This window comes from Pinirhizobacter sp. (assembly GCF_035317885.1).
Lineage (GTDB): Bacteria > Pseudomonadota > Gammaproteobacteria > Xanthomonadales > Rhodanobacteraceae > Pinirhizobacter.
In genome coordinates this window covers 1-18678 of sequence record NZ_DATHFX010000530.1, presented here as the reverse complement: position 1 = coordinate 18678, position 18678 = coordinate 1, and the positions used below count along the sequence as shown (strand labels likewise).

General features: G+C 65.4%; 21 protein-coding genes, 1 tRNA gene and 1 other RNA gene. 8 read left to right on the top strand and 15 right to left on the bottom strand.

The window, feature by feature from the left end:
- From VK519_RS17470 to VK519_RS17460, 3 genes are all read right to left on the bottom strand, one after another.
- Window positions 1–341: ACP S-malonyltransferase (locus tag VK519_RS17470; protein WP_324351897.1), on the bottom strand; the 341-nt coding region annotated here is incomplete at its 3' end.
- Window positions 342–517: 176 nt separating this feature from the next.
- Window positions 518–712 (bottom strand): 50S ribosomal protein L32, encoded by a 195-nt coding sequence (gene rpmF, locus VK519_RS17465; protein WP_250625830.1) that lies wholly within the window; start codon window positions 710–712, stop codon window positions 518–520.
- Window positions 713–732: 20 nt separating this feature from the next.
- Window positions 733–1248 (bottom strand): YceD family protein, encoded by a 516-nt coding sequence (locus VK519_RS17460; RefSeq protein ID WP_324351895.1) that lies wholly within the window; start codon window positions 1246–1248, stop codon window positions 733–735.
- Between the two features lie 152 nt (window positions 1249–1400).
- Between VK519_RS17460 and VK519_RS17455 the strand changes: the two genes are divergently transcribed.
- Complete coding sequence (locus VK519_RS17455) at window positions 1401–1853, top strand: hypothetical protein (RefSeq protein ID WP_324351893.1); 453 nt, start codon at window positions 1401–1403, stop codon at window positions 1851–1853.
- On the opposite strand, the gene VK519_RS17450 is transcribed toward VK519_RS17455, so the two are convergent.
- A complete protein-coding gene (locus tag VK519_RS17450) occupies window positions 1850–3427 on the bottom strand; it encodes an ArnT family glycosyltransferase (RefSeq protein WP_324351891.1) in 1578 nt (525 codons plus the stop codon). The two genes, VK519_RS17455 and VK519_RS17450, sit on opposite strands and share 4 nt — an antisense overlap.
- 60 nt (window positions 3428–3487) lie before the next feature.
- Here VK519_RS17450 and VK519_RS17445 point away from each other — a divergent pair, with 60 nt between their 5' ends.
- Genes VK519_RS17445 through VK519_RS17430 form a run of 4 tightly spaced genes read left to right on the top strand, consistent with a single transcriptional unit; the run spans window position 3488 to window position 8004 of the window.
- Complete coding sequence (locus VK519_RS17445; RefSeq protein ID WP_324351889.1) at window positions 3488–4429, top strand: AAA family ATPase; 942 nt, start codon at window positions 3488–3490, stop codon at window positions 4427–4429.
- Window positions 4426–5391 carry a DUF58 domain-containing protein gene (locus VK519_RS17440; RefSeq protein ID WP_324351887.1) on the top strand — a complete coding sequence of 322 codons (966 nt, stop codon included), beginning with the start codon at window positions 4426–4428 and terminating at the stop codon, window positions 5389–5391. The genes VK519_RS17445 and VK519_RS17440 overlap by 4 nt, the downstream gene beginning before the upstream one ends.
- On the top strand, window positions 5388–7367 hold the full coding sequence (locus VK519_RS17435; RefSeq protein ID WP_324351885.1) for a transglutaminase TgpA family protein: 1980 nt from the start codon (window positions 5388–5390) through the stop codon (window positions 7365–7367). Before VK519_RS17440 ends, VK519_RS17435 begins: the two co-directional genes overlap by 4 nt.
- Window positions 7368–7416: 49 nt before the next feature.
- On the top strand, window positions 7417–8004 hold the full coding sequence (locus VK519_RS17430; RefSeq protein WP_324351882.1) for a Slp family lipoprotein: 588 nt from the start codon (window positions 7417–7419) through the stop codon (window positions 8002–8004).
- Window positions 8005–8100: 96 nt separating this feature from the next.
- Here VK519_RS17430 and VK519_RS17425 read toward each other — a convergent pair whose 3' ends face one another.
- From VK519_RS17425 to VK519_RS17390, 8 genes are all read right to left on the bottom strand, one after another.
- The gene (locus VK519_RS17425; protein WP_250625818.1) at window positions 8101–8445 is read right to left on the bottom strand and encodes a histidine triad nucleotide-binding protein; all 345 of its coding nucleotides are present in this window, start codon (window positions 8443–8445) and stop codon (window positions 8101–8103) included.
- A 21-nt stretch (window positions 8446–8466) separates the two neighbouring features.
- Window positions 8467–9072 (bottom strand): recombination mediator RecR, encoded by a 606-nt coding sequence (recR, locus tag VK519_RS17420; RefSeq protein WP_324351879.1) that lies wholly within the window; start codon window positions 9070–9072, stop codon window positions 8467–8469.
- A 7-nt stretch (window positions 9073–9079) separates the two neighbouring features.
- Window positions 9080–9403 (bottom strand): YbaB/EbfC family nucleoid-associated protein, encoded by a 324-nt coding sequence (locus tag VK519_RS17415; RefSeq protein WP_324351878.1) that lies wholly within the window; start codon window positions 9401–9403, stop codon window positions 9080–9082.
- Between the two features lies 1 nt (window position 9404).
- A complete protein-coding gene (dnaX, locus tag VK519_RS17410) occupies window positions 9405–11090 on the bottom strand; it encodes a DNA polymerase III subunit gamma/tau (RefSeq protein ID WP_324351876.1) in 1686 nt (561 codons plus the stop codon).
- A 74-nt stretch (window positions 11091–11164) separates the two neighbouring features.
- Window positions 11165–11261: signal recognition particle sRNA small type (gene ffs, locus VK519_RS17405), an RNA gene on the bottom strand.
- Window positions 11262–11289: 28 nt separating this feature from the next.
- Window positions 11290–11382 (bottom strand) — tRNA-Ser (locus tag VK519_RS17400).
- Between the two features lie 89 nt (window positions 11383–11471).
- A complete protein-coding gene (locus VK519_RS17395; protein WP_324351874.1) occupies window positions 11472–12230 on the bottom strand; it encodes an MBL fold metallo-hydrolase in 759 nt (252 codons plus the stop codon).
- On the bottom strand, window positions 12227–12961 hold the full coding sequence (locus VK519_RS17390) for a 3-deoxy-D-manno-octulosonic acid kinase (protein ID WP_414692770.1): 735 nt from the start codon (window positions 12959–12961) through the stop codon (window positions 12227–12229). Before VK519_RS17390 ends, VK519_RS17395 begins: the two co-directional genes overlap by 4 nt.
- 51 nt (window positions 12962–13012) lie before the next feature.
- Here VK519_RS17390 and VK519_RS17385 point away from each other — a divergent pair, with 51 nt between their 5' ends.
- A complete protein-coding gene (locus VK519_RS17385) occupies window positions 13013–14068 on the top strand; it encodes a glycosyltransferase family 9 protein (protein WP_324351872.1) in 1056 nt (351 codons plus the stop codon).
- Window positions 14069–14071: 3 nt separating this feature from the next.
- Here the strand turns inward: VK519_RS17385 and VK519_RS17380 are convergent, their stop codons facing one another.
- Entirely contained in the window at window positions 14072–14470 is a 399-nt protein-coding gene (locus VK519_RS17380) for a DUF6165 family protein (protein ID WP_324351870.1), read from the bottom strand.
- 123 nt (window positions 14471–14593) lie between these two features.
- Between VK519_RS17380 and VK519_RS17375 the strand changes: the two genes are divergently transcribed.
- The gene (locus tag VK519_RS17375; RefSeq protein ID WP_324351867.1) at window positions 14594–14806 is read left to right on the top strand and encodes a hypothetical protein; all 213 of its coding nucleotides are present in this window, start codon (window positions 14594–14596) and stop codon (window positions 14804–14806) included.
- 59 nt (window positions 14807–14865) lie between these two features.
- Here VK519_RS17375 and VK519_RS17370 read toward each other — a convergent pair whose 3' ends face one another.
- Complete coding sequence (locus VK519_RS17370) at window positions 14866–15327, bottom strand: Hsp20 family protein (RefSeq protein WP_324351865.1); 462 nt, start codon at window positions 15325–15327, stop codon at window positions 14866–14868.
- Window positions 15328–15736: 409 nt separating this feature from the next.
- Between VK519_RS17370 and VK519_RS17365 the strand changes: the two genes are divergently transcribed.
- Window positions 15737–16654 (top strand): cupin-like domain-containing protein, encoded by a 918-nt coding sequence (locus tag VK519_RS17365; protein ID WP_324351864.1) that lies wholly within the window; start codon window positions 15737–15739, stop codon window positions 16652–16654.
- Between the two features lie 6 nt (window positions 16655–16660).
- On the opposite strand, the gene VK519_RS17360 is transcribed toward VK519_RS17365, so the two are convergent.
- Window positions 16661–18430: an alpha-L-fucosidase gene (locus VK519_RS17360; protein WP_324351862.1), complete on the bottom strand. Its 1770-nt coding sequence runs from the start codon at window positions 18428–18430 to the stop codon at window positions 16661–16663.
- Window positions 18431–18678: the final 248 nt, after the last annotated feature.

Here is an 18678-nt window from a genome sequence, read left to right as displayed (position 1 = left end):
CCCGCGGCGTCGTGCAATGACAGCGCGCCGGCACAGACCAGGGCACTGTATTCGCCCAGGCTATGGCCCGAAAGCATGGCAGGCACCGCGCCGTTCATGGACTGCCACACGCGCCACGCCGCGACGCTTGCCGCCAGCAGGGCCGGCTGCGTGTTCTCCGTGCGGTTGAGCTCTTCTTCCGGACCCTGCTGGGACAGCGTCCAGAGGTCGCGGCCGGCGCCGGCGGAAGCTTCGTCGAAGGTCGCCTTCACTTCTGTATGGGCGGCGGCAAGCTCGGCGAGCATGCCCACGGCCTGGGAACCCTGTCCTGGGAATACGAAGGCGAGCGAAGCAGTGGTCATGCGGTAGCCTGGCTGAAGGTCAAAATGCGGATGGTGCCATCGAACGGCCGGATGCGCGAGGGTATGGAGTGCGCATGAGGCCTAAGGAACGGACGCACGAAAACAAGGCGGCGCGTTTCCGCGCCGCCTTGTCGGTCAAACCCAGGCAACGGAGGGCGACAGCCCTCCGCTTGGGATCAATCTTCCTCGACCACCGGGCCTGCGGTCTGGATGACCTTCTTGCCGCGGTAGTAGCCGTCCTTGGTGACGTGGTGGCGCAGGTGCACCTCGCCGCTGGTCGGATCGGTGGACAGCTGCACGGTCTTCAGCGCGTCGTGCGAACGGCGCATGCCGCGGGTGGATGGGGTCTTGCGGCTCTTGGCAACAGCCATGATCGTATCTCCAGCGAAAACTAGCGTTTCTTGAGTTCGCCCAGGACGGCGAACGGGTTATCGGTACGGCCATCCGACGGGGGTTCTTCGTCGGGGACCACCAGTTCTTCGGGCAGCGTGCTGTCCGGATTCACCGGGACCAGCGGCAGCGCCAACAGCAATTCATCCTCGATGACCGCAGCCATGGCCACGCGCCCATCGTCTTCCACCAGCAAGGCCTCGTAACCGGGCGGCAACGCGGCTTCGTCGCGCTCGTCGGTGATCAGGCCAAGACGCGTATCGATGACCACGGGCAACACGAACGGCTCGAGCGTGCGCTGGCAGGTGACCGTCAGGGGCGCGTTCGCATGGATGGCCACATACGCCACCCCGAACTCATCCCGATCGAAATCCACCGTGTAGGCTACCTCGCCGTCCGGCGCCGCGAGAACCTCTACGAGGCGGGTAAGACCCGACACCGGTAAAGATCCTTCGAAGCTGCGCCGCGCCGTCACCATGCGCCACACATCCAGGGACGAGGGCAAAGTCACGGACATAATCGGGAAATGGTAGGCAGCGGGCGCCAGGAAGTCAACTATTCTGAAGCACTTGCAGCCCAGCCACCCCTTGGGTTTTGCAGTGACGACCGCCCTTGCGGCAGACTTGGCCCCTGCCTGACGCCTGGGGCGCGAATTCAGAGGATACACCCGTGAATGTCCCTGCCCCGGCGATCCTCGTCGGCATTTTCGCCGCCCTGCTGCTCGCTGGCGTGGCCGCCATGGTCAGCCAGGGACGGGCGCGACGCCGCCAGCGCACGTTTGCGACGCTGCTCGACCATGCCGACCGCCTGGAGTCGGACCTCAAGGAATGCCGTATCCGCCTGCAGCGCGCCCACGCCATGATGGCCGAGACACCCGACCGCCCGGCCGCCGGCGAACAACAGGCCCGCCATGCGCTCGATTCAGGCTTGCGCGCCCTGCTCCAGCAGCGCATCTGGATTCGCGACGAAGCACCTTCGGCCAGCCAGGCCGACCTCGATAGTGCCGTCCAGGCCCTGGCCAAGGCGCGGCAGCGCATCGAACCGGGCCTGCGCGACCTGGACGAAGCCCAGCATGCGCTGGACCTGGCCGTGCGCGACCATATCCGACCCTCACCCGGTTAGTTCCCGGCCCTACCCTGCACGCCCTGGCCTGTCGCCGCCTGCGCGGCCTGAGTCACGAACATGCATGAGGCGGCGGAGACATCGGGCATCGGCCCTGTTGGCACCTGCGCCAGGTAATAGGCGACACGCTTGCGTCCATCGAAGAGGTCCAGGCGACCGGCCGGCGTCGGCGCTTGCACACGCGAACACAGCGATACCAACCACGGCAGGCGTTCATTCTCGCGGAGTGAGGACTCGTCCACGGCCAGCACGATGGGCGCGCCTTTCGTCACGGCAAGCCCGGCTTCGTCCAGGTGCCAGGCCGCCAGTTGCGGCGCCCGTCCATGCTTTTCATTCAACGGGCTGTCCAGGCTACGAACAGGACGATCCAGCGCGAAGGACAGCTCCGCCGCCAGTTTGAAATTGTCGGCCACGGGGATGGCACCGGGATGGGCGGCCAGCAGCGGCCCCATCGCGGCCGCGGCCTCCTGCCAGCCAGTGAAGTTGGCCGGAAAGGCCTTCCATCCGGCAAGGCGACCGGCACCCGTTGGTGACGAAGCCAGCGCCAGGTAGCCGAAACCGGCAAGCAGGCCCATCGTGGCCAGGCCGGCCGTGGCGATCACCCATCGACGGTCCACCCCTCGCCACAATACCGGGAGCACCGCAAGCAAGGGCAGGTATCCCTGCAGGGGCCAATGTGCCCGGAAGCGCAGGTCGTCGGCAAACAGGCCCAGTACAAACCAGGCCACGATATACGTCACCGACACCGTGGCGATGATATCCCACGGCGCCAGCGCGCGGCGGCGCCACGCCTGCCACGCTGCCCAAAGCAGGCAGCCGTAGAGCAGTGGCGTGCAGGCCACGGCCTGCTCCAGCGGTTGCACCAGTGCATCGGCATGGAATTGCCAGGGATTGCGATTAACCAGTTGGAAGGCCAGGCCCACGCCGGACTCACGAAGGTTGTAGATGGCCATCGGCACCAGGCCCAACGCGGCAATCGCCATGGCCAGCCAAAATCCAGGGCGCGACCATCGTGCGCGGCCACGCGGCGTGAGGGTGAACAGCAACAGGCCCGCGAGCATCGGCATCGCCGCCCGATAGTGCGCCAGCCAGGTGATCGCCAGGCCGATGCCTACAAGGGACCAGTCGACCCACCGATCCCGGTCGAAGGCGCGGACGAGTCCCAGCGTGGCCAGGGTGAAACCCGCAGTCAGGGGCACGTCGGGCATGGCCATGACGCCAAGGCTTCCGGCCAGCGGCAGGACAAGGGTGAGCAAACCCGCCTGCCACGCCTGGCGTCTGTCGCCGACGTGGCGTGCCAGGGCCACCACGAGCCAGGGCAGGCAGGCCCCGACCATGAGGAATATCAGTCGCATGCCCAACAAACCGTGCCCCAGCAGGTGCTCGCCGGCGGCGATCATCCAGGCGGTGAGCGCGGGCAGGTCGCTGTAGCCGACGTCCAGGCGCCGGCTTTCCATCCAGTAAAAGGCTTCATCGACAAAAGGTGACAAGCGCATCGCGATAACGAGCTTGATGACCTGCACCGCAAGGAACGCGACGACGAATGCGTCTCGCCAGCCATCGCGGGCGGCCACTACACTGCTTCGGTCATGGCCCGGGCCCCGGTCCATCCTTACTGGCAGCCTTCCGCGCACATGTCCGCAACCAACCCGATTCGCGACGATACCTTCAAACGCCGGCTCGACGCCGGGCTCGAACAGGTCAACAGCGTGCTGCTGGGCAAACCGCGCCAGGTGAAGCTGGCCTTCACCTGCCTCATCGCCCGCGGCCACCTGCTGCTCGAGGACGTACCGGGCGTGGGCAAGACCACCCTGGCCCATGCCCTTGCGGCAACCTTCGATCTCGATTTCCAGCGCATCCAGTTCACGTCCGATCTCCTGCCGTCCGACATTATCGGCGTCAGCGTGTACGAGCGCGAGGGTGGCACGTTCCGTTTCCACCCGGGCCCGATCTTTACCCGCCTGCTGTTGGCCGATGAAATCAACCGCGCATCGCCGAAAACCCAAAGCGCCCTGCTCGAAGCCATGGCCGAAGGCCAGGCCACGGTAGACGGCGTCACGCATGCCCTGCCCCAGCCGTTCTTCGTCGTGGCCACACAAAACCCGCTCGATCTCGCCGGCACGTTTCCGCTCCCCGATTCCCAGCTCGACCGTTTCATGTTGCGCGTAAGCCTGGACTACCCCGATGCCGCCGCCGAACGTGCATTGCTGTCCGGCGCCGACCGCCGCGACATCCTGGCCCAGCTACAGCCCAAGCTCGATGGCGCGGCGCTGGATATGTTGCACACCCAATCGCTGGCAACGACAGTGAGCCCGGCACTGCTTGATTACCTGCAGGCCCTCCTGGCAGCCACGCGCCGGCACCCTGACATACGCGTGGGCCTGTCTCCTCGCGCGGGACTTTCCCTGCTGGCGGCCAGCCGGGCCTGGGCGCTGGCCAGCGGGCGGGACTATGTCCTTCCCGAAGACATCCAGGCACTGTTCGTGCCTGCCGCCTCGCATCGGCTTATCCCCGGAAAGGGCGCCCATCGCGAAGCCATTGCCCGCGCCATACTGGCGGAAGTCGCGGTCGGATGACCCCCCTTGGGCGGGCATGGTCGGCCGTGCTGCGCAGGGCCGAACGGCGGCTGCCGTCGCTGACACGGCTGCGCAGTCCCGAAGCATTGCCCATCGCGCTGCACCGGCGCCGCATCTACATCGTGCCTACCGGCTTCGGCCTGGGCTTCACGGTGCTCCTGGCGGTGATGGTGCTCGGCGCGCTGAACTATTCGAACAACTCAGCCCTGCTGCTCACCTGCCTCGTCGGAGCCGCCGGTGCCGGCAGCATGCTGGTGGCGTTTCGAACGCTTGACGGTGTTGCCCTGACGGCGATCCGCGCGCAGACCGTCGTGGCCGGCGAAGACGTGCCATTGACGATCGACATCGCCCCGGGGCGGCGCACGCGCAGCTCGCTGCAGATGGACGTCGCCGGCCGGCGCCTGGCTTTCGCCGTCGCTGCGGGTGTACCCATCACGCTGGAACTTGCGCTACCCACCGAACAACGCGGCTACATGGCGATGCCACGGATGCGCCTGTTCACCACGTGGCCATTGGGCATGTTCCGCGCCTGGAGCTGGCTGCACCCCGATCACAAGGTATTGGTGTATCCGCGGGCCGAAGGCTTCGGGCCGCCGCCGCGCGAGCCTTCGCTCGATGATGATCGTGGCCGCCCGCACCCGGGCGACGAGCCGACTGCGCTGCGCATGTACCGGCCGGGCGATCCACGCCGGCAGATCGCCTGGAAGCTCAGCGCGCGGCATGAATTCCTCCTGGTGAAGGACATGGAGCAACCCGCGCCCGAGGCCGAGTGGCGGTTGTCGTGGCAAGCGATGCACGGCATGGACAACGAATCACGCATCGCGCGCCTGGCGCGCTGGGTCAACGAAGCCCACCTCGCCGGCCATCGCTGGAGCCTCGCGTTGCCGGACCGTTTGTTCGATGTCGCCCAGGGCGATGAACATTTCCACCGCTGCATGACCGCCCTCGCACTGCAGCCATGAATTTCCTCTACGCACTCACCCACAAGGTCCGCGAGGCACCGATTTCGGCCGGAACGTTCAACCTGGTCTGCATCACCATGGCGTGCGTGGTCGCCGTCCATGCATCGCATCTGCCGCCGTGGCTCACCCTTCTGCTCGGGGTTGCCCTACTGGCCAGCCATTGGCGGCGGCGACACCGGCCGGGCAAGACGCCCATGTGGTTGAAGCTTCCGCTGACACTGGGTCTACTGGCCGGCATCGTCCTGTGGTACGGCAACCTCTTCGGCCGTGAGCCGGGCAGCGCCTTTGCCGTGGGCCTCTTGGTATTGAAGACGTTCGAATGCGAGACCGCGCGCGATGTGCGCGTGGCCGTCGCCTTCGCCTGCTTCGCGCTGATGGCGGCGTTGCTTTCCGACCAGGGCCTCGTGGTGACCATGGCCGTTGCCCTTGCCATCGTGCCGGCACTGATGAGCCTGCGCTCGCTGGAGCCTGGCCAGGCGCAGCGCACGATCACCCAGGCGGCGTTGCCGTCGCTGGGACTGCTCGCCGCGGCGCTGCCGCTGGCACTGATGGCCTTCCTGTTCGTGCCGCGGCTTTCCGAGCCGCTGTGGGGCGCGCCGGCAGCTGATACGGCGAAACCGGGGTTGTCCTCGAGCATGTCGCCGGGCGACCTCACGGAACTGCTTACCGACGATTCGGCCGCCATGCGCGTGTCGTTCGATGGCGTGGCCCCCCGACCCGACCAGCGCTACTTCCGCGCCTTTGTCATGTGGAATTTCGACGGCCGGCGCTGGGACCATGGCTACGGTCGCCGCGGCGAGGTGGCCGGGTTGCTGCCGCAGGGGCCAGTCGCGACCTATGAAATCACCCTGGAAGCCACCCACCGCCGTACCTTGCCGGCGCTGGACGTGCCCATGGCTGCACCCGAAGGCGCCCGGCTGTCGGCCGACCGTGAACTGTCCTCCAACGACCGCATCGACGAAGTGCGTCGCTACCGCGTGAGCTCAGCGCTGGGCTACGGCCTGCAAGCCGACCTCGATGACAGCACGCGACGCCTGGGCTTGCAGCTGCCGCCCAACTTCGATCCCCGCGCACGTGCGCTGGCCCAGCAGTGGCGCCAGACCTTCGGCCAGAACGACGAAGGCATCGCCCGGGCGGCGCTGGGGCTGTTCCATGATGGCGGCTTCCGCTACACGCTGGCTCCCGTCCCGCTCGGACGCGACAGCATCGACGATTTCCTCTTCAACACCCGCGAGGGATTTTGCGAGCATTACGCGTCGGCCTTTACGTTCCTGATGCGCGCCGCCGGCATTCCGGCACGCGTGGTCACCGGATACCAGGGTGGTTTCTACAATCGCCTGGGGCAATACCTGCTGGTGCGGCAGTCCAATGCCCATGCATGGTCGGAAGTGTGGCTGGCCGGGCGTGGCTGGGTGCGTTTTGATCCCACCGGTGCGGTGCGGCCCGAACGCATCGCAGCCGACGGCACGGCCGCCGGCGACGGCACCGGTCCCTGGTACCAGCCGGCGTGGCTGCAGGCCGCACGCAATCGCTGGGACATCGTCAACCGCTTATGGGCCCAGGGCGTTACTGGCTTTGACGCCCTGCGCCAACGCAGCCTGCTGCAACCTTTCGGCGTGCGTGAAGCACCACCTTCCATGCTGGTGACCATCCTTGCCAGCGGTATTTGCCTTCTGGCGGCCATCGGGCTGGGCTGGGCGCTCTACCGACGCCCGGAAGGCGACGTGGCCCAGCGTGCGCTGGCACGGTTGAAGGCAAGGCTAGTGCGCCGTGGCCTGGCATCGCGGGCCAGCGAGGCGCCTGGGCACTATTTTTCACGCGCGGCCCGTTTTTGGCCTGCACGACGTAAGGAACTGGAAAGTCTGGCCACCCTATACAACCACCTCACTTATGCCCGTAGCGAACCGGCACCTGAACTGGCACGTCGATTCGCAAGGATGGCTAGGGAATTCCGACCGCCGCGCGTGGTCAAATAGCACTGTCCCCGGATCGTCCGCGATCCGCTACCCACAGGGAGTTGAAACCATGTCGATCACCAAGCCGTTGTTGCTCGCGGCGGCCACCGTAACGCTGGGCGCCTGCGCCACGATCCCCAAGCCACTGGAAGGCAACTTCACACCGGTCACCACGGCCAGTGCGCAGCAGGGTGGGGCCGGTGGCACCAAGGTTCGCTGGGGCGGCGAGATCATCAAGACCGAGCCCGGTCCGCAGGAAACCTGCTTCTACATCCTGTCGCAGACCCTCGATAGCCAGGCGCGCCCCTCGGGCGACAAGTCCGATAACCAGGGCCGCTTCGTCGCCTGCCGCGAAGGTTTCTACGATCCGGAAGTTTTCACCCGCGGTCGCGAGATCTCCGTTACCGGCACCATCCATGGCACGGTCTCGCAGAAGGTCGGCGATTTCGACTACGCCTACCCGCGTGTGGAAGCCGACGTGGTCTATCTGTGGCCCAAGCGCGTGGTCTACAACTACCCGCCGGGCTACTACGACCCGTTCTGGGGTCCGGGCTTCGGCCCGTACTGGGGCGGTCCGTATTGGGGTGGGTGGGGTGGCTACGGCGGCTACTACCCGCGCCGCGTGATCGTGGTACCTCGCCCGGTGCCGCGCCGCTAGCGCCATCGGCAAGCGGGGTCAGAGTAATCACTCTGACCCCCAAGCAAAAAAATGCCGGCGAAAGCCGGCTTTTTTTGGTGCAAACCTTTTTGGTTGTCAGCCCGGTGGCCAGGTCATCCGGCGACCGGCAAGCAGATGGACATGCAGGTGGAATACCGTCTGCCCACCGTCTTCGTTGGTATTGATCACGGTGCGATAGCCGTTCTTTTCAAAGCCCTGCTCCCTGGCATACCGCGCGGCGGCCAGCAGCAGCTTGCCCAACAGCACGGCATCGTCCGCGGTGGCATCGCTTAAGGTGGCGATGGCCCGCTTCGGGATGAACAGCACGTGCACCGGAGCCTGCGGGTTGAGGTCGCGGAAAGCCAGCACGTCGTCGTCTTCGTAGACGATGTCGGCGGGGATTTCGCGACGGACGATCTTGGCGAAGATGGTATCGGTCATGTCAAGGGTTTTCCGATGAAGTCAGGAGCCCAGCACCTGGCGGGTGCCAAAAGCATGGGCCAGCGTGCCACGGTCGACGAACTCCAGCTCGCCGCCCAGCGGCACGCCATGCGCAAGGCGGGTGACGCGGATGCCAGCAGCGCGCGCCAGCTGGCCCAGGTAATGCGCGGTGGCCTCACCTTCGACGGTGGGATTGGTGGCCAGGATCATCTCCTCTATCTCGCCCTCGCCCAGGCGCTGGGCCAGCATCGGCAAACCCAGTTCCTCCGGTCCCAGGCCATCGAGGGGCGAAAGACGCCCCAGCAGGACGAAATACAGGCCGCGATAGCCGGTGGCCTGTTCGATGGCAACGAGGTCCGACGGCGACTCCACCACGCACAGCACGTGCTTGTCGCGGCTGGCGCTGGCGCACACCGGGCACACCGGTTCCTCGCTGAAAGTGCGGCAGCGGCTGCAATGGCCGACATCGCGCATGGCGGCCTCGAGCGCCGCGGCCAGGCGGAAACCGCCCTGCCGTTCACGTTCGAGCAGATGGAAGGCCATGCGCTGGGCGCTCTTGCCGCCGACGCCAGGCAGGCAGCGCAGGGCGTCGATCAGCTCGGCAAGGAGTCGGGAACTACTGCTCATGGGAAGATCAGAACGGCAGCTTCATGCCGGCCGGCAGGTTCAGGCCGGCGGTGACGCCGCCGAGCTTGTCCTTGCTCACCTGGGCGATCTTGTTCACCGCGTCGTTGACGGCGGCGGCGATGAGATCTTCGGTCATTTCCAGGTCGTCGGCAACGAGCTTCGGGTCGATCTTCACCCGGCGGACCTCGTGCGCGCCGGTCATGACCACGGTGACCATGCCGCCACCGGCACTGCCGGTGACTTCCATGCGGGCGATTTCTTCCTGCGCACGCTTCATGTCTTCCTGCATGCGCTGGGCCTGCTGCATCAGCTGACCGATTTGTGCCTTCACGTCATTGCTCCAGGGGCTTGATGGATTGGGGTATGACACGCGCACCGAAGTCGCGCTGCAGTGCCTGTACCACGGGATCGTTGCCGATGGCGTCGACGGCATCGGCCTGGCGCGCATCGCGCATCTGCGCGGCGCGCTCGGCCGGCGTCTCGCCTGCGGCGTGGTCGGCGACGAAGCGCAGGCGGATGCGCCGCCCCACGGCCTTGGTGAGCCGCTCCTCCATCTGGCCGGTGAGCGGTTCCACGGCCAGATGCATGTAGGCGGGCTTCAGTACCAGGGTCATGATTTCGCCGTCGACTCCGCGCATCGACGCGTTCTGCGCCAACTGGCCCAGGGGCCCGCGGAGGTTGGCTCGCTCAATCAGCGTATGCCAGTCGGGAATCTCGCCGTCGGCGGCCACGGAAGATACCGGCGCGGACACGCGTGGCGGTGGTTGGGGGTCAGAGTAATTACTCTGACCCCGGCTCGCTGGCGCCGAAGCCTGCGGCGCACGAGTGTCTGCCGCTGATGCCGGGGCCGCTGCCTGATTGCCCCGGGATGCACCGCTACGGCCACCGGTGGTATCGCTGGCTGGCATCGCCGGCGCGCGGCGCGGCGCGGGTGCGGCTTCGCCTTCGGCCGGGGCAAACGCCAGCATGCGCAGCAAGGTCATTTCAAAGCCGGTGCGCGCATCAGGGGCGAGGGTGAGGTCGCGGCGGCCGGTGGTGGCGATCTGGTAGTACAGCTGGACATCTTCGGCCGACAGGCGTTCGGCCAGCGCGGCTTCGGCAGCTTCCTCCAGCCCGTGGCCCGCCACCAGCTGCGTCAGCTGGAGCCGGTGCAAGAGGCCTGCGATGTCGTCAAGCACGCCTGCGAAATCCGGCGAGAACGAGGCGATGCGATCGCACTCGGCCATCAGCGCATGGCCATCGTTGGCCGCCAGCGCTTCGAGCAGGCCTACCACCTGGCCGCGATCGACGCTGCCCAGCATGGCGCGCACGTCCGCCGCCTTGAGCGCGCCTGCGCCATAGGCAATGGCCTGGTCGAGCAGCGACAGGCCGTCACGCATCGAGCCGTCGGCTGCGCGGGCGATTTCATCCACGGCCTCATTCTCGAAGGCAATGCCCTCGGCACCGAGAATATGCAGCATCTGCCCGCTGATCTGGTCGGGCAACATGCGCTTCAAATTGAACTTCAGGCAGCGCGAGAGCACCGTCACCGGGAGTTTCTGCGGGTCGGTGGTGGCCAGCAGGAACTTCACATGCGGCGGCGGTTCTTCCAGCGTCTTGAGCAGCGCGTTGAACGCTGGCTTGGACAACATGTGCACCTCGTCGATCAGGTACACCTTGAAGCGGCCGCGGGAAGGCGCGTACTGCGCGTTCTCGATCACCTCGCGGACGTCGTCCACGCCCGTGTTGCTGGCGGCATCGATTTCAAGAAGGTCGACGAAGCGGCCGGCGTCCACCGCGGTGCATACGGCGCACTCGCCGCAGGGATCGGACGATTCCCCGCGTTCGCAGTTGAGCGACTTGGCGAATATGCGCGCGATGGTGGTTTTACCGACGCCGCGGGTACCGGTGAAAAGGTAGGCATGGTGCATGCGCCCGGATTCGAGCGCATTGGTGAGCGCGCGGACCACGTGTTCCTGGCCCACGAGTTCGGCGAATTTACGGGGGCGCCACTTGCGCGCCAGAACCTGATAACTCATGCCTTCACTACCTTGGGGCGACAGTGGATTGTGCCAAGGAGTGGCTTGGGATGCGAACGCCCAAAAGGTGGCAGCCCTGCCAGCCACACCCCGGCACCCGAATCATTCGCTACCGTTGCTTCCTTCCGGACCTGGCGGAGTTTACGAACTATCGTCGCGGGGGGACCGTCAGGGCCACCGTAATTGGGCCAATCGATGTTGGCGGAGAGAGAGGGATTCGAACCCTCGATACGCTTTTAAGGCGTATACACACTTTCCAGGCGTGCTCCTTCAACCACTCGGACACCTCTCCACGCACGCTTGACGCGTCTTCCCTGCCCGCTTCCGTGCCGGCAAAGAAGCGGAATTGTAATGACACGCGGCACGGGGCACAAGGCGGACCTAGCCGGCATCCACCCTCGGCGGCAGCGGATCGGGCAGTAAAAGGGAATCACCCGGGTGGGCGATGCGCCAGCCCAGGGCCTGAAGCTTCCGCCCGTCGTCCTCGGAACCGTAATGGTAGGCCACCATGCGCGCGCGGAGGTCCGCGTCGTACTCGCGCACCAGGTCGTCGGCGCCGCTATGCGAGGGATTGCCGACCAGCCCGCAATCGTGCGCGACCAGCTCGCCATGTGCGGCAACCACCGCCAGCGCCTCGGGGATCGGGCGCGTATCGCCGGTGTAGATGAAGCTGCCATGCAACGCCAGGCCGTACGAGGTACCCGCGCGATGGTGCCGCGTGGCGAAAACATCGAACCAATGCCCTTCATGCCAGAAGCCGCGCGAGCATGGCACCAGGCTGAACGCTTCCCACCAGTTCACCCCGCCTTCGGCCAGCACGCCCGGATAGTCGGCCATGCGTCCCTGCAACCAGGGCACAAGGCTTGCGTGCACGAACAATTTGCAGCGGCCACGCCATGCCTCGTCGAACCACAACCGGAAGAACAGGCGCTCCAGGCCGCCGATGTGATCCAGATGCACGTGGGTGATATAGATCGCCGCCGGCGGCGTGCCGTAGGCCGCCTGATAGCGGTCCAGGGTATCCGGGCCGCAATCGATCAGGAGTTGCGGCCGGCCGTCCTGTTCCACGACAGCGGAGGACGAACCCAGTTCCACCGCGTGGGCGGCACCGGTACCCAGGAAATGCAATTGCCAGCTCATGCGCCCAGGGTCCGTTCGTAGTGATACACCAGGGGCTTCCACACCCCGCTGTCGAAGGCGTCCTGGCCCGAACGTGCCGCGCCCACCTTCAGCAGTGAACGGCGAAGCCTGTCGAGGTTGTCCTGCTGCCACGACAAGTGTGGAGCGCGCAGGCGGCCGCGGTCGAAGTCGATGAGATACAAGCCTTCGGGATTGACCAGGATATTGTGGGCGTTCAGATCCGCATGCCACACACCCTCGCGGTGGAAGCGCGCCACCAGCGCACCCACCTGTCCGGCAAGTTCGGTATCGAGCGCACCGGCCGCGACTTTTTCTGCCAGGGTCAACGCGCACGGAATGCGCAAGGTAACCAGGTCGCCGCTGTAACGCAGGCCGTGCCGGGCAAATCCCGCTGCAAGCGGGGCTGGCACCGGCAGCCCCCGGGCCAGGAGGTGCGCCAGCAAACGGAATTCCCGGAAACTGCGCGTGCGGTCGGCACCGAACCACAGGTAGCGGTCGCCCAGGAGGTTAGCCACCATGCCGCCCCTCCGGTAATGGCGGAGCACCGCTTCGCCAGCGTCGGTGCGCACGATGCTCACGCCTCCGCGGCCGCCGGCGGCCGACGCCAGTGCACCCTGGCCCTGCCACCAGGCCGGCTCGAACCAGCGGCGATCCACCGCCGGCACCAGGCCTGCGTCGAAGACGATTCCGCCGCCCTGGTCGGCAAGCACGCGCTCGTCTGTCATCATCATCGACTGCACCGTTCGATCCGCCGCCACTGTCACCGGAAGGTGAGTCTAGCAATGCCAAGCCCCGTCAACGCAGTCCCCGGCAGCCTTTGCCTGCTTCGCACCTCGGCCATCGGCGATGTCACCCACGTGGTGCCGCTGGTGCATACCATCCAGGCCGCCTGGCCGGCCACCTCGATCACCTGGATCGTCGGCAAGCTCGAACGGAAGCTGGTGGGTGACCTTCCCGGCGTGGAATTCATCACTTTCGACAAGGGCAAGGGCCGTCAGGGCATGGGCGAGGTACGCCAGGCACTGGCCGGGCGCCATTTTGATGCACTGCTGCACATGCAGGTGGCGCTGCGCTCGAACATCCTTTCATGGGCGGTGAAGGCCACGCGCCGCATCGGCTACGACCACGCACGCTCGAAAGACCTGCACGGCCTGTTCGTCAACGAACGCATCCCCTCGCGCACCGGCGAGCACGTGCTCGACGCCATGGGCAGCTTCATCGAGCCCCTGGGGCTGAAGCAGACCCAGGTGCGGTGGGATATTCCCATCGACGAGGAAGCCCATGCGTGGGCGGCCGAACAATTGCCGGGCGACGAGCCATCGCTGCTGGTGAGCCCGATGTCCAGCCACACCGTGCGCAACTGGCTGCCCGAACGCTATGCCGCGGTGATGGACCATGCACACCAGCGCGGCTTCCGGGTGCTCCTTACCGGCGGCCCTTCGGCGCCTGAGCGGGAGCTGGCCGACCGCATCCTTGGCAAGGTCAGGCACGCTCCGGTCGACCTCACCGGCCGGGACACCCTCAAGCGCTACCTGGCGTTGCTCGCGCGCGCGCCCATGCTGCTAACACCCGATTCGGGCCCCATGCACATGGGCAATACCGTGGGCACGAAGATCCTGGGCTTGCATGCGGCCAGCAACCCGCATCGTTCCGGGCCGTATTCCGACCGGCGCTGGTGCGTGGACAAGTACGATGCCGCCGCGAGGAAATTCCTGCGCAAGCCGGCGAGCGACATCCCCTGGGGGACGAAGATTGAATTTCCCGGCGTCACGGACCTCATCGAGGTCGATGAAATGATCGACCGTTTCGAGGCGTGCCGGGAATTCCTTGGGCTTTAGGCCTTACTTGGCGCGGTAGTCCTTGTAGGACTTCTCTTCCACCAGTTGTGAGCCCAGCTTCAGGTTGATCTCGCGCTTGATCGCGGCGCGTTCGTCGTTCTCGAAATACACCGACCGCGCCAGCTTGATGAAGGCGGCATCGAATTCCTGCGCCGATTCCTTCACCCGGATCTCGTCTTCGATGTCCCACAGCCGCTCGTTCACGGCAAGCAGCCGTGCACGCTCGGCCGAGATATCGGTCTGCGACGCAGGCGCGTTGCCCCAGGTGGCGTTGAGCAGCTCCAACTCGTTGCGCACGTTGGCAAGCTTGGCCGCATCGTCGATGCGCTGGGATTTGATTTCCAGGATGGTGATCTTGTCGATCAATTCGCCGAACGAGACGGGGGTTTCGATGAGGCTCATGGCCATGTCCTTGGGAGCGTAAGGCGGCAAGGGTAACAAGCGATACAGGGCCTTGTCGCCCACGCGACACCACCGTCACGCCGTTTTATTCACCTTGGGTCCGCCACCGCCATGGAGCGACCGATGCAAAGTCCGAATATCCCTGAAAAGCCCGGCTTTACTCCGGCCAGGCCCGACGAGAAACCCAGCGCGCCAAAACCCGAGGTCCCGACCCCCGGCCCGGATGTACTACCTGAGGAGCAGCCCATCCACCCGGACAATCCCGAGGCGCCGGGCACGCGAGAGCCGCCGGATCCCGGCGTGGAGCAAGCGGCGCTGATCGCCCGTATTCCTTAATAAAGAAAAAGCCGCCCCGAAGGGCGGCTTTCTCATCGCGTCCCTGCAGGTCACGCGCCTTAGGCAGCCTTGGCGGTATCGCCCAGGCGATGCTCGATCGTGGCGCCGGTGCGGATCTCAATCTGGCGCGGCTTCATCGCCTCGGGCACTTCGCGCTTGAGGTCGATGGTGAGCAGGCCATTGAGGATGCTCGCACCCGCCACGCGCACGTGGTCGGCCAGTTCGAAACGGCGGTTGAACGGACGGTAGGCAATACCGCGGTGCAAGTATTCACCCTCGGCTTCGACCTTCTTCTCGCCCGTGACGATCAAGAGGTTCGGCTGCTGGGTGATGGAGAGGTCACCTTCAGCGAAGCCTGCCACCGCCATGGTGATGCGGTAGGTGTCCTCGCCGGTCTTGAGCGTGTCGTACGGCGGCCAGTTGTCGTTGGGCTGGGCGCGATTGGCGGTCTCGAGCAAGTCGAACAGACGGTCGAAACCGATGGAAGAACGGTACAGCGGGGCAAAATCGACGGTACGCATGTTGGTCGCATCCTCTACTTGAGCAATGGAAAGTAAAAGCCCCTCATGGGGCTACGCTTGCCGGCCCCGAAGGCACCGGCATCGGCTATTTATGTGCGGCTGCGTGGGTTTCAAGGGCGCTTGAGGCGACGCGCTGGATGCAAGCTGAAGTGATGCACATCTGTAACATCGGTCGAATCGCCTAGTCGCGCACTGGAAGGGTGTTTGGACGCCCGTAAATTCTTGCGCTTTGGCATTTTTTCGCAGCCCATTGCGGCGCCTTGCTATCCCACCGGCACCCGTCAAGGCATGCTCATAAACGGCAAATTCTTGCGATATTCGCAAGGGCGCCGCTAGACCTTCCGGCAAGTCGCGGCCCTTGCTGGCGCAGGCGTAGAACGGTATGTAACCAAGCTGCTGGTGCCCTCCCATGGACATGCCGGTTCGCCGGTCCATCACGATGGACTGGGACAACTTCCATCCCGCCCGCACCCAGGGCCTGACCCACGATTTCGTCGACCACCCCTTGCTGGCCCCCGACGAGCTTGCCCAACTGGGCAAGCGCTGCCGCGGCACCACGCGCTGGTTCTCGTTCAACAACCAGGCCACGCCAGGGTCGAACTTCGATGAAGTGGGCAAGCTGTTTCCCAACAACCGCTCGATCGTCGACTCCATCCACGACATCAGCAACGCCAAGGCATGGGTGCTGCTGCGGCACATCCAGGCGGACCCGGTATACCGCACCCTGATCGACGAGGCGATGGATCCCGTGCGCGATCGCCTGGAGGCAATCGACCCGGGCATGTACTACCGTGCCGGCTGGATCTTCGTTGCCTCGCCGCACACCGTTACCCCGTACCACATCGATCGCAACAACGGCCTGCTGTTGCAGGTGCGTGGGCACAAGACGCTGTACGTTTGGGATCCGGATGATGAATACGTATGCAGCGAGCGGGCGCGGGCAACCTTCCATGCGCGCCACGACCTCGCCCTGGTGCAATGGCGCGAGGAATTCCGCGAGCGCGCGCACCGGTACGACCTGGCGCCCGGCACCGGCGCGTACATCCCGATGACGTCGCCGCACATGGTCGAGACACTCGACGAGTCATCGATCACGGTGAGTTTTACCTACAGCACGGACTCGACGCGACGCGAATCGATGATGCACTTCGCCCATGAGCTTGCCCGCCGTGCACACGTCACCTTGCCGCCGGTTGGCAGCGACCCACTGTCCGACAGTGCGGCCTACGCGTTGACTGCGCTGTCGGTGGCGGTGCACGGCCCCGGCAGCCATCCACCGGCCTGCCCGTCGCTTGCCCATCGCACGCCGTACGCCGTGGCGGACTGAATCTCCTCAACCAGGACGTTTCGCACCGGGCGTCCTGGCCCGTAGCGTGACCTCCAAGACATCAACGCCTAGCGGCGTTCCCTTGCTGAAGGGTTCCGGGGGCGTTAGCTCCAGTTGCATGGCGTCGGGCTGGCGGGCGACATCGCGCTCAACGTGCGCAGTCACCGACTGCTTGCCCTGCCCCGCTGGAAGCACCAGCGCCTGTGCATGTCCGTCCACCACCAACTCCACGGTTCTGGGCGAACGCGATGCAGCGTAACGAACGATCACCTCGTAGCGACCCTCATCGAGTGAGGCATGCCACCGTAACTTGTACACGGTATCCGGATCTTCATACCCGTAACCGTTGTAATTGAGAAACTTCTCGGCGTCGGCTCCAGGTAATGTCACCACGCCATTCACCGGGGCGCGTACATCCTTCGGGATGACACGCAAGGGCTTGACCAGCGACAGGGCGATCACGGGCTCGAATGCCTTAGCCGCCTGCCCGTCAAGCAAGCTACCGGCCTGGATATCCAGCCCATCGTCCGCATGCGTGGCTTCGACGGCAACGGCCGGCGAATCACCAAGCACCCGCATATTGCCAAACGGGGATCCGACGACACCCGGAAGATGCAACACGCCATCGGCCGGCGGGTGGTCGATGAAAAGGTAAACCGTGTCGCGCCCCATCGTGGCATGGCCGAAATCGAGCTTGCCTAATGGTGACGCCCGCGTGCCATACACCGCTTCGCTGTTGGTTTTCATCCATGCGCCGATACCGCGCAGCACGTCGGCTTCGAACGGCACCACGCTGCCGTCACCCTTCGGACCGATGTTCAGGATGTAGTTTCCGCCCGCACTGACCACGCGCACCAGGCGGGAAATATTCTCGCGCACCTTCGCCTGCACGTCGCCGCGTTGCTGCCAGCTGCGGTAGCCCCACGTTTCGGGGAACATCGACGCCGGCGACTGCCAGGGTTCTTCGACGCGAACCTCGGGCTCGGCGTTGTCGCCCATCACGGTGAAATCGCCTTGGTGGTTCCACACCCGGCCCGAGACCATGGTCTGCGGCTGCAGCGCGTGTACCGTTTCTTCAAAGTGCCGGCTTTGCGCCGCCGTGGGCTTGCCCATGTCGAACCAGATCTCGGCGATCGGCCCATAGTTGCCCAGCAATTCCTTCAGCTGCGCCACGTTGAAGGCTTCCTGCCCCGCCGTGATCGGATTGCTGTTGCCCTCGATATAGGTGTTGCCACCCGGATGGTGCCAATCGATCGTGGAGTAATACACACCGAAGGCCAGCCCTTCCTTCTTGCAGGCCTCGGCCAGCTCCTTCACGACATCGCGCTTGAACGGCGTGGCGTCGACAATGTTGTAAGGCGTGACGCGCGTATGGAACATGTTGAAGCCATCGTGGTGCTTGGACGTAATCACGATGAATTTCATGCCGGCAGCCTTCGCTAGCCTGGCGATGGCATCGCCGTCGAAGTCCACCGGATTGAACGAGGCCGCGGTGGCGGCATAGGCCGCGCCGTCGATATTCCCGTTGGCGAGGATCTGCTCGCTATAGCCGTTGTCGATGCGCTTGCCCCGCCACTCGCCGCCCAGGGCGGAGTACAGCCCGAAATGGATGAACATGCCAAAGCGACGGTCCTGCCACTGGGCAATGGTGGCAGCGCTCGGCCGGTGGGTGCCCAGCGGGCGGGGGACGTCCTGCACGGTAGTGGAAGCAGCCACGGCATGGCAGCACAGGGCAAGGAGGGAAGCGGCGACAGCCGCGCGAACGGTGTTCTGCATGATTCATTCCGGTCGTGGAAAGGCGCTCGCTTACGTCCCTCAACGCGCGAACGATAGGGAGTGTGTCCAGCACGTGCCGTCTTGGCAACCCCTTCTTGTCGTGCCGACGGGTGATAATCGGCCAACTTAGCCCTAAGCCTCGCCCTTCCATGAGCCAGAACAGCCATCGCGTCCACGGCCTTGCAGGAGACGACCTCGAACCGGACTGGCCCGCGCTCACCCTGGATGAACTCATTGCGCTAAGCACG

Excerpts from the sequence above, each read along its gene's own strand:
- rpmF (WP_250625830.1), bottom strand. The coding sequence starts at position 712 with ATGGCTGTTGCCAAGAGCCGCAAGACCCCATCCACCCGCGGCATGCGC.
- VK519_RS17460 (WP_324351895.1), bottom strand. The coding sequence starts at position 1,248 with ATGTCCGTGACTTTGCCCTCGTCCCTGGATGTGTGGCGCATGGTGACG.
- VK519_RS17445 (WP_324351889.1), top strand. The coding sequence starts at position 3,488 with ATGTCCGCAACCAACCCGATTCGCGACGATACCTTCAAACGCCGGCTC.
- VK519_RS17440 (WP_324351887.1), top strand. The coding sequence starts at position 4,426 with ATGACCCCCCTTGGGCGGGCATGGTCGGCCGTGCTGCGCAGGGCCGAA.
- VK519_RS17435 (WP_324351885.1), top strand. The coding sequence starts at position 5,388 with ATGAATTTCCTCTACGCACTCACCCACAAGGTCCGCGAGGCACCGATT.
- VK519_RS17430 (WP_324351882.1), top strand. The coding sequence starts at position 7,417 with ATGTCGATCACCAAGCCGTTGTTGCTCGCGGCGGCCACCGTAACGCTG.
- VK519_RS17425 (WP_250625818.1), bottom strand. The coding sequence starts at position 8,445 with ATGACCGATACCATCTTCGCCAAGATCGTCCGTCGCGAAATCCCCGCC.
- recR (WP_324351879.1), bottom strand. The coding sequence starts at position 9,072 with ATGAGCAGTAGTTCCCGACTCCTTGCCGAGCTGATCGACGCCCTGCGC.
- dnaX (WP_324351876.1), bottom strand. The coding sequence starts at position 11,090 with ATGAGTTATCAGGTTCTGGCGCGCAAGTGGCGCCCCCGTAAATTCGCC.
- VK519_RS17395 (WP_324351874.1), bottom strand. The coding sequence starts at position 12,230 with ATGAGCTGGCAATTGCATTTCCTGGGTACCGGTGCCGCCCACGCGGTG.
- VK519_RS17390 (WP_414692770.1), bottom strand. The coding sequence starts at position 12,961 with ATGATGATGACAGACGAGCGCGTGCTTGCCGACCAGGGCGGCGGAATC.
- VK519_RS17385 (WP_324351872.1), top strand. The coding sequence starts at position 13,013 with ATGCCAAGCCCCGTCAACGCAGTCCCCGGCAGCCTTTGCCTGCTTCGC.
- VK519_RS17380 (WP_324351870.1), bottom strand. The coding sequence starts at position 14,470 with ATGAGCCTCATCGAAACCCCCGTCTCGTTCGGCGAATTGATCGACAAG.
- VK519_RS17375 (WP_324351867.1), top strand. The coding sequence starts at position 14,594 with ATGCAAAGTCCGAATATCCCTGAAAAGCCCGGCTTTACTCCGGCCAGG.
- VK519_RS17370 (WP_324351865.1), bottom strand. The coding sequence starts at position 15,327 with ATGCGTACCGTCGATTTTGCCCCGCTGTACCGTTCTTCCATCGGTTTC.
- VK519_RS17365 (WP_324351864.1), top strand. The coding sequence starts at position 15,737 with ATGGACATGCCGGTTCGCCGGTCCATCACGATGGACTGGGACAACTTC.
- VK519_RS17360 (WP_324351862.1), bottom strand. The coding sequence starts at position 18,430 with ATGCAGAACACCGTTCGCGCGGCTGTCGCCGCTTCCCTCCTTGCCCTG.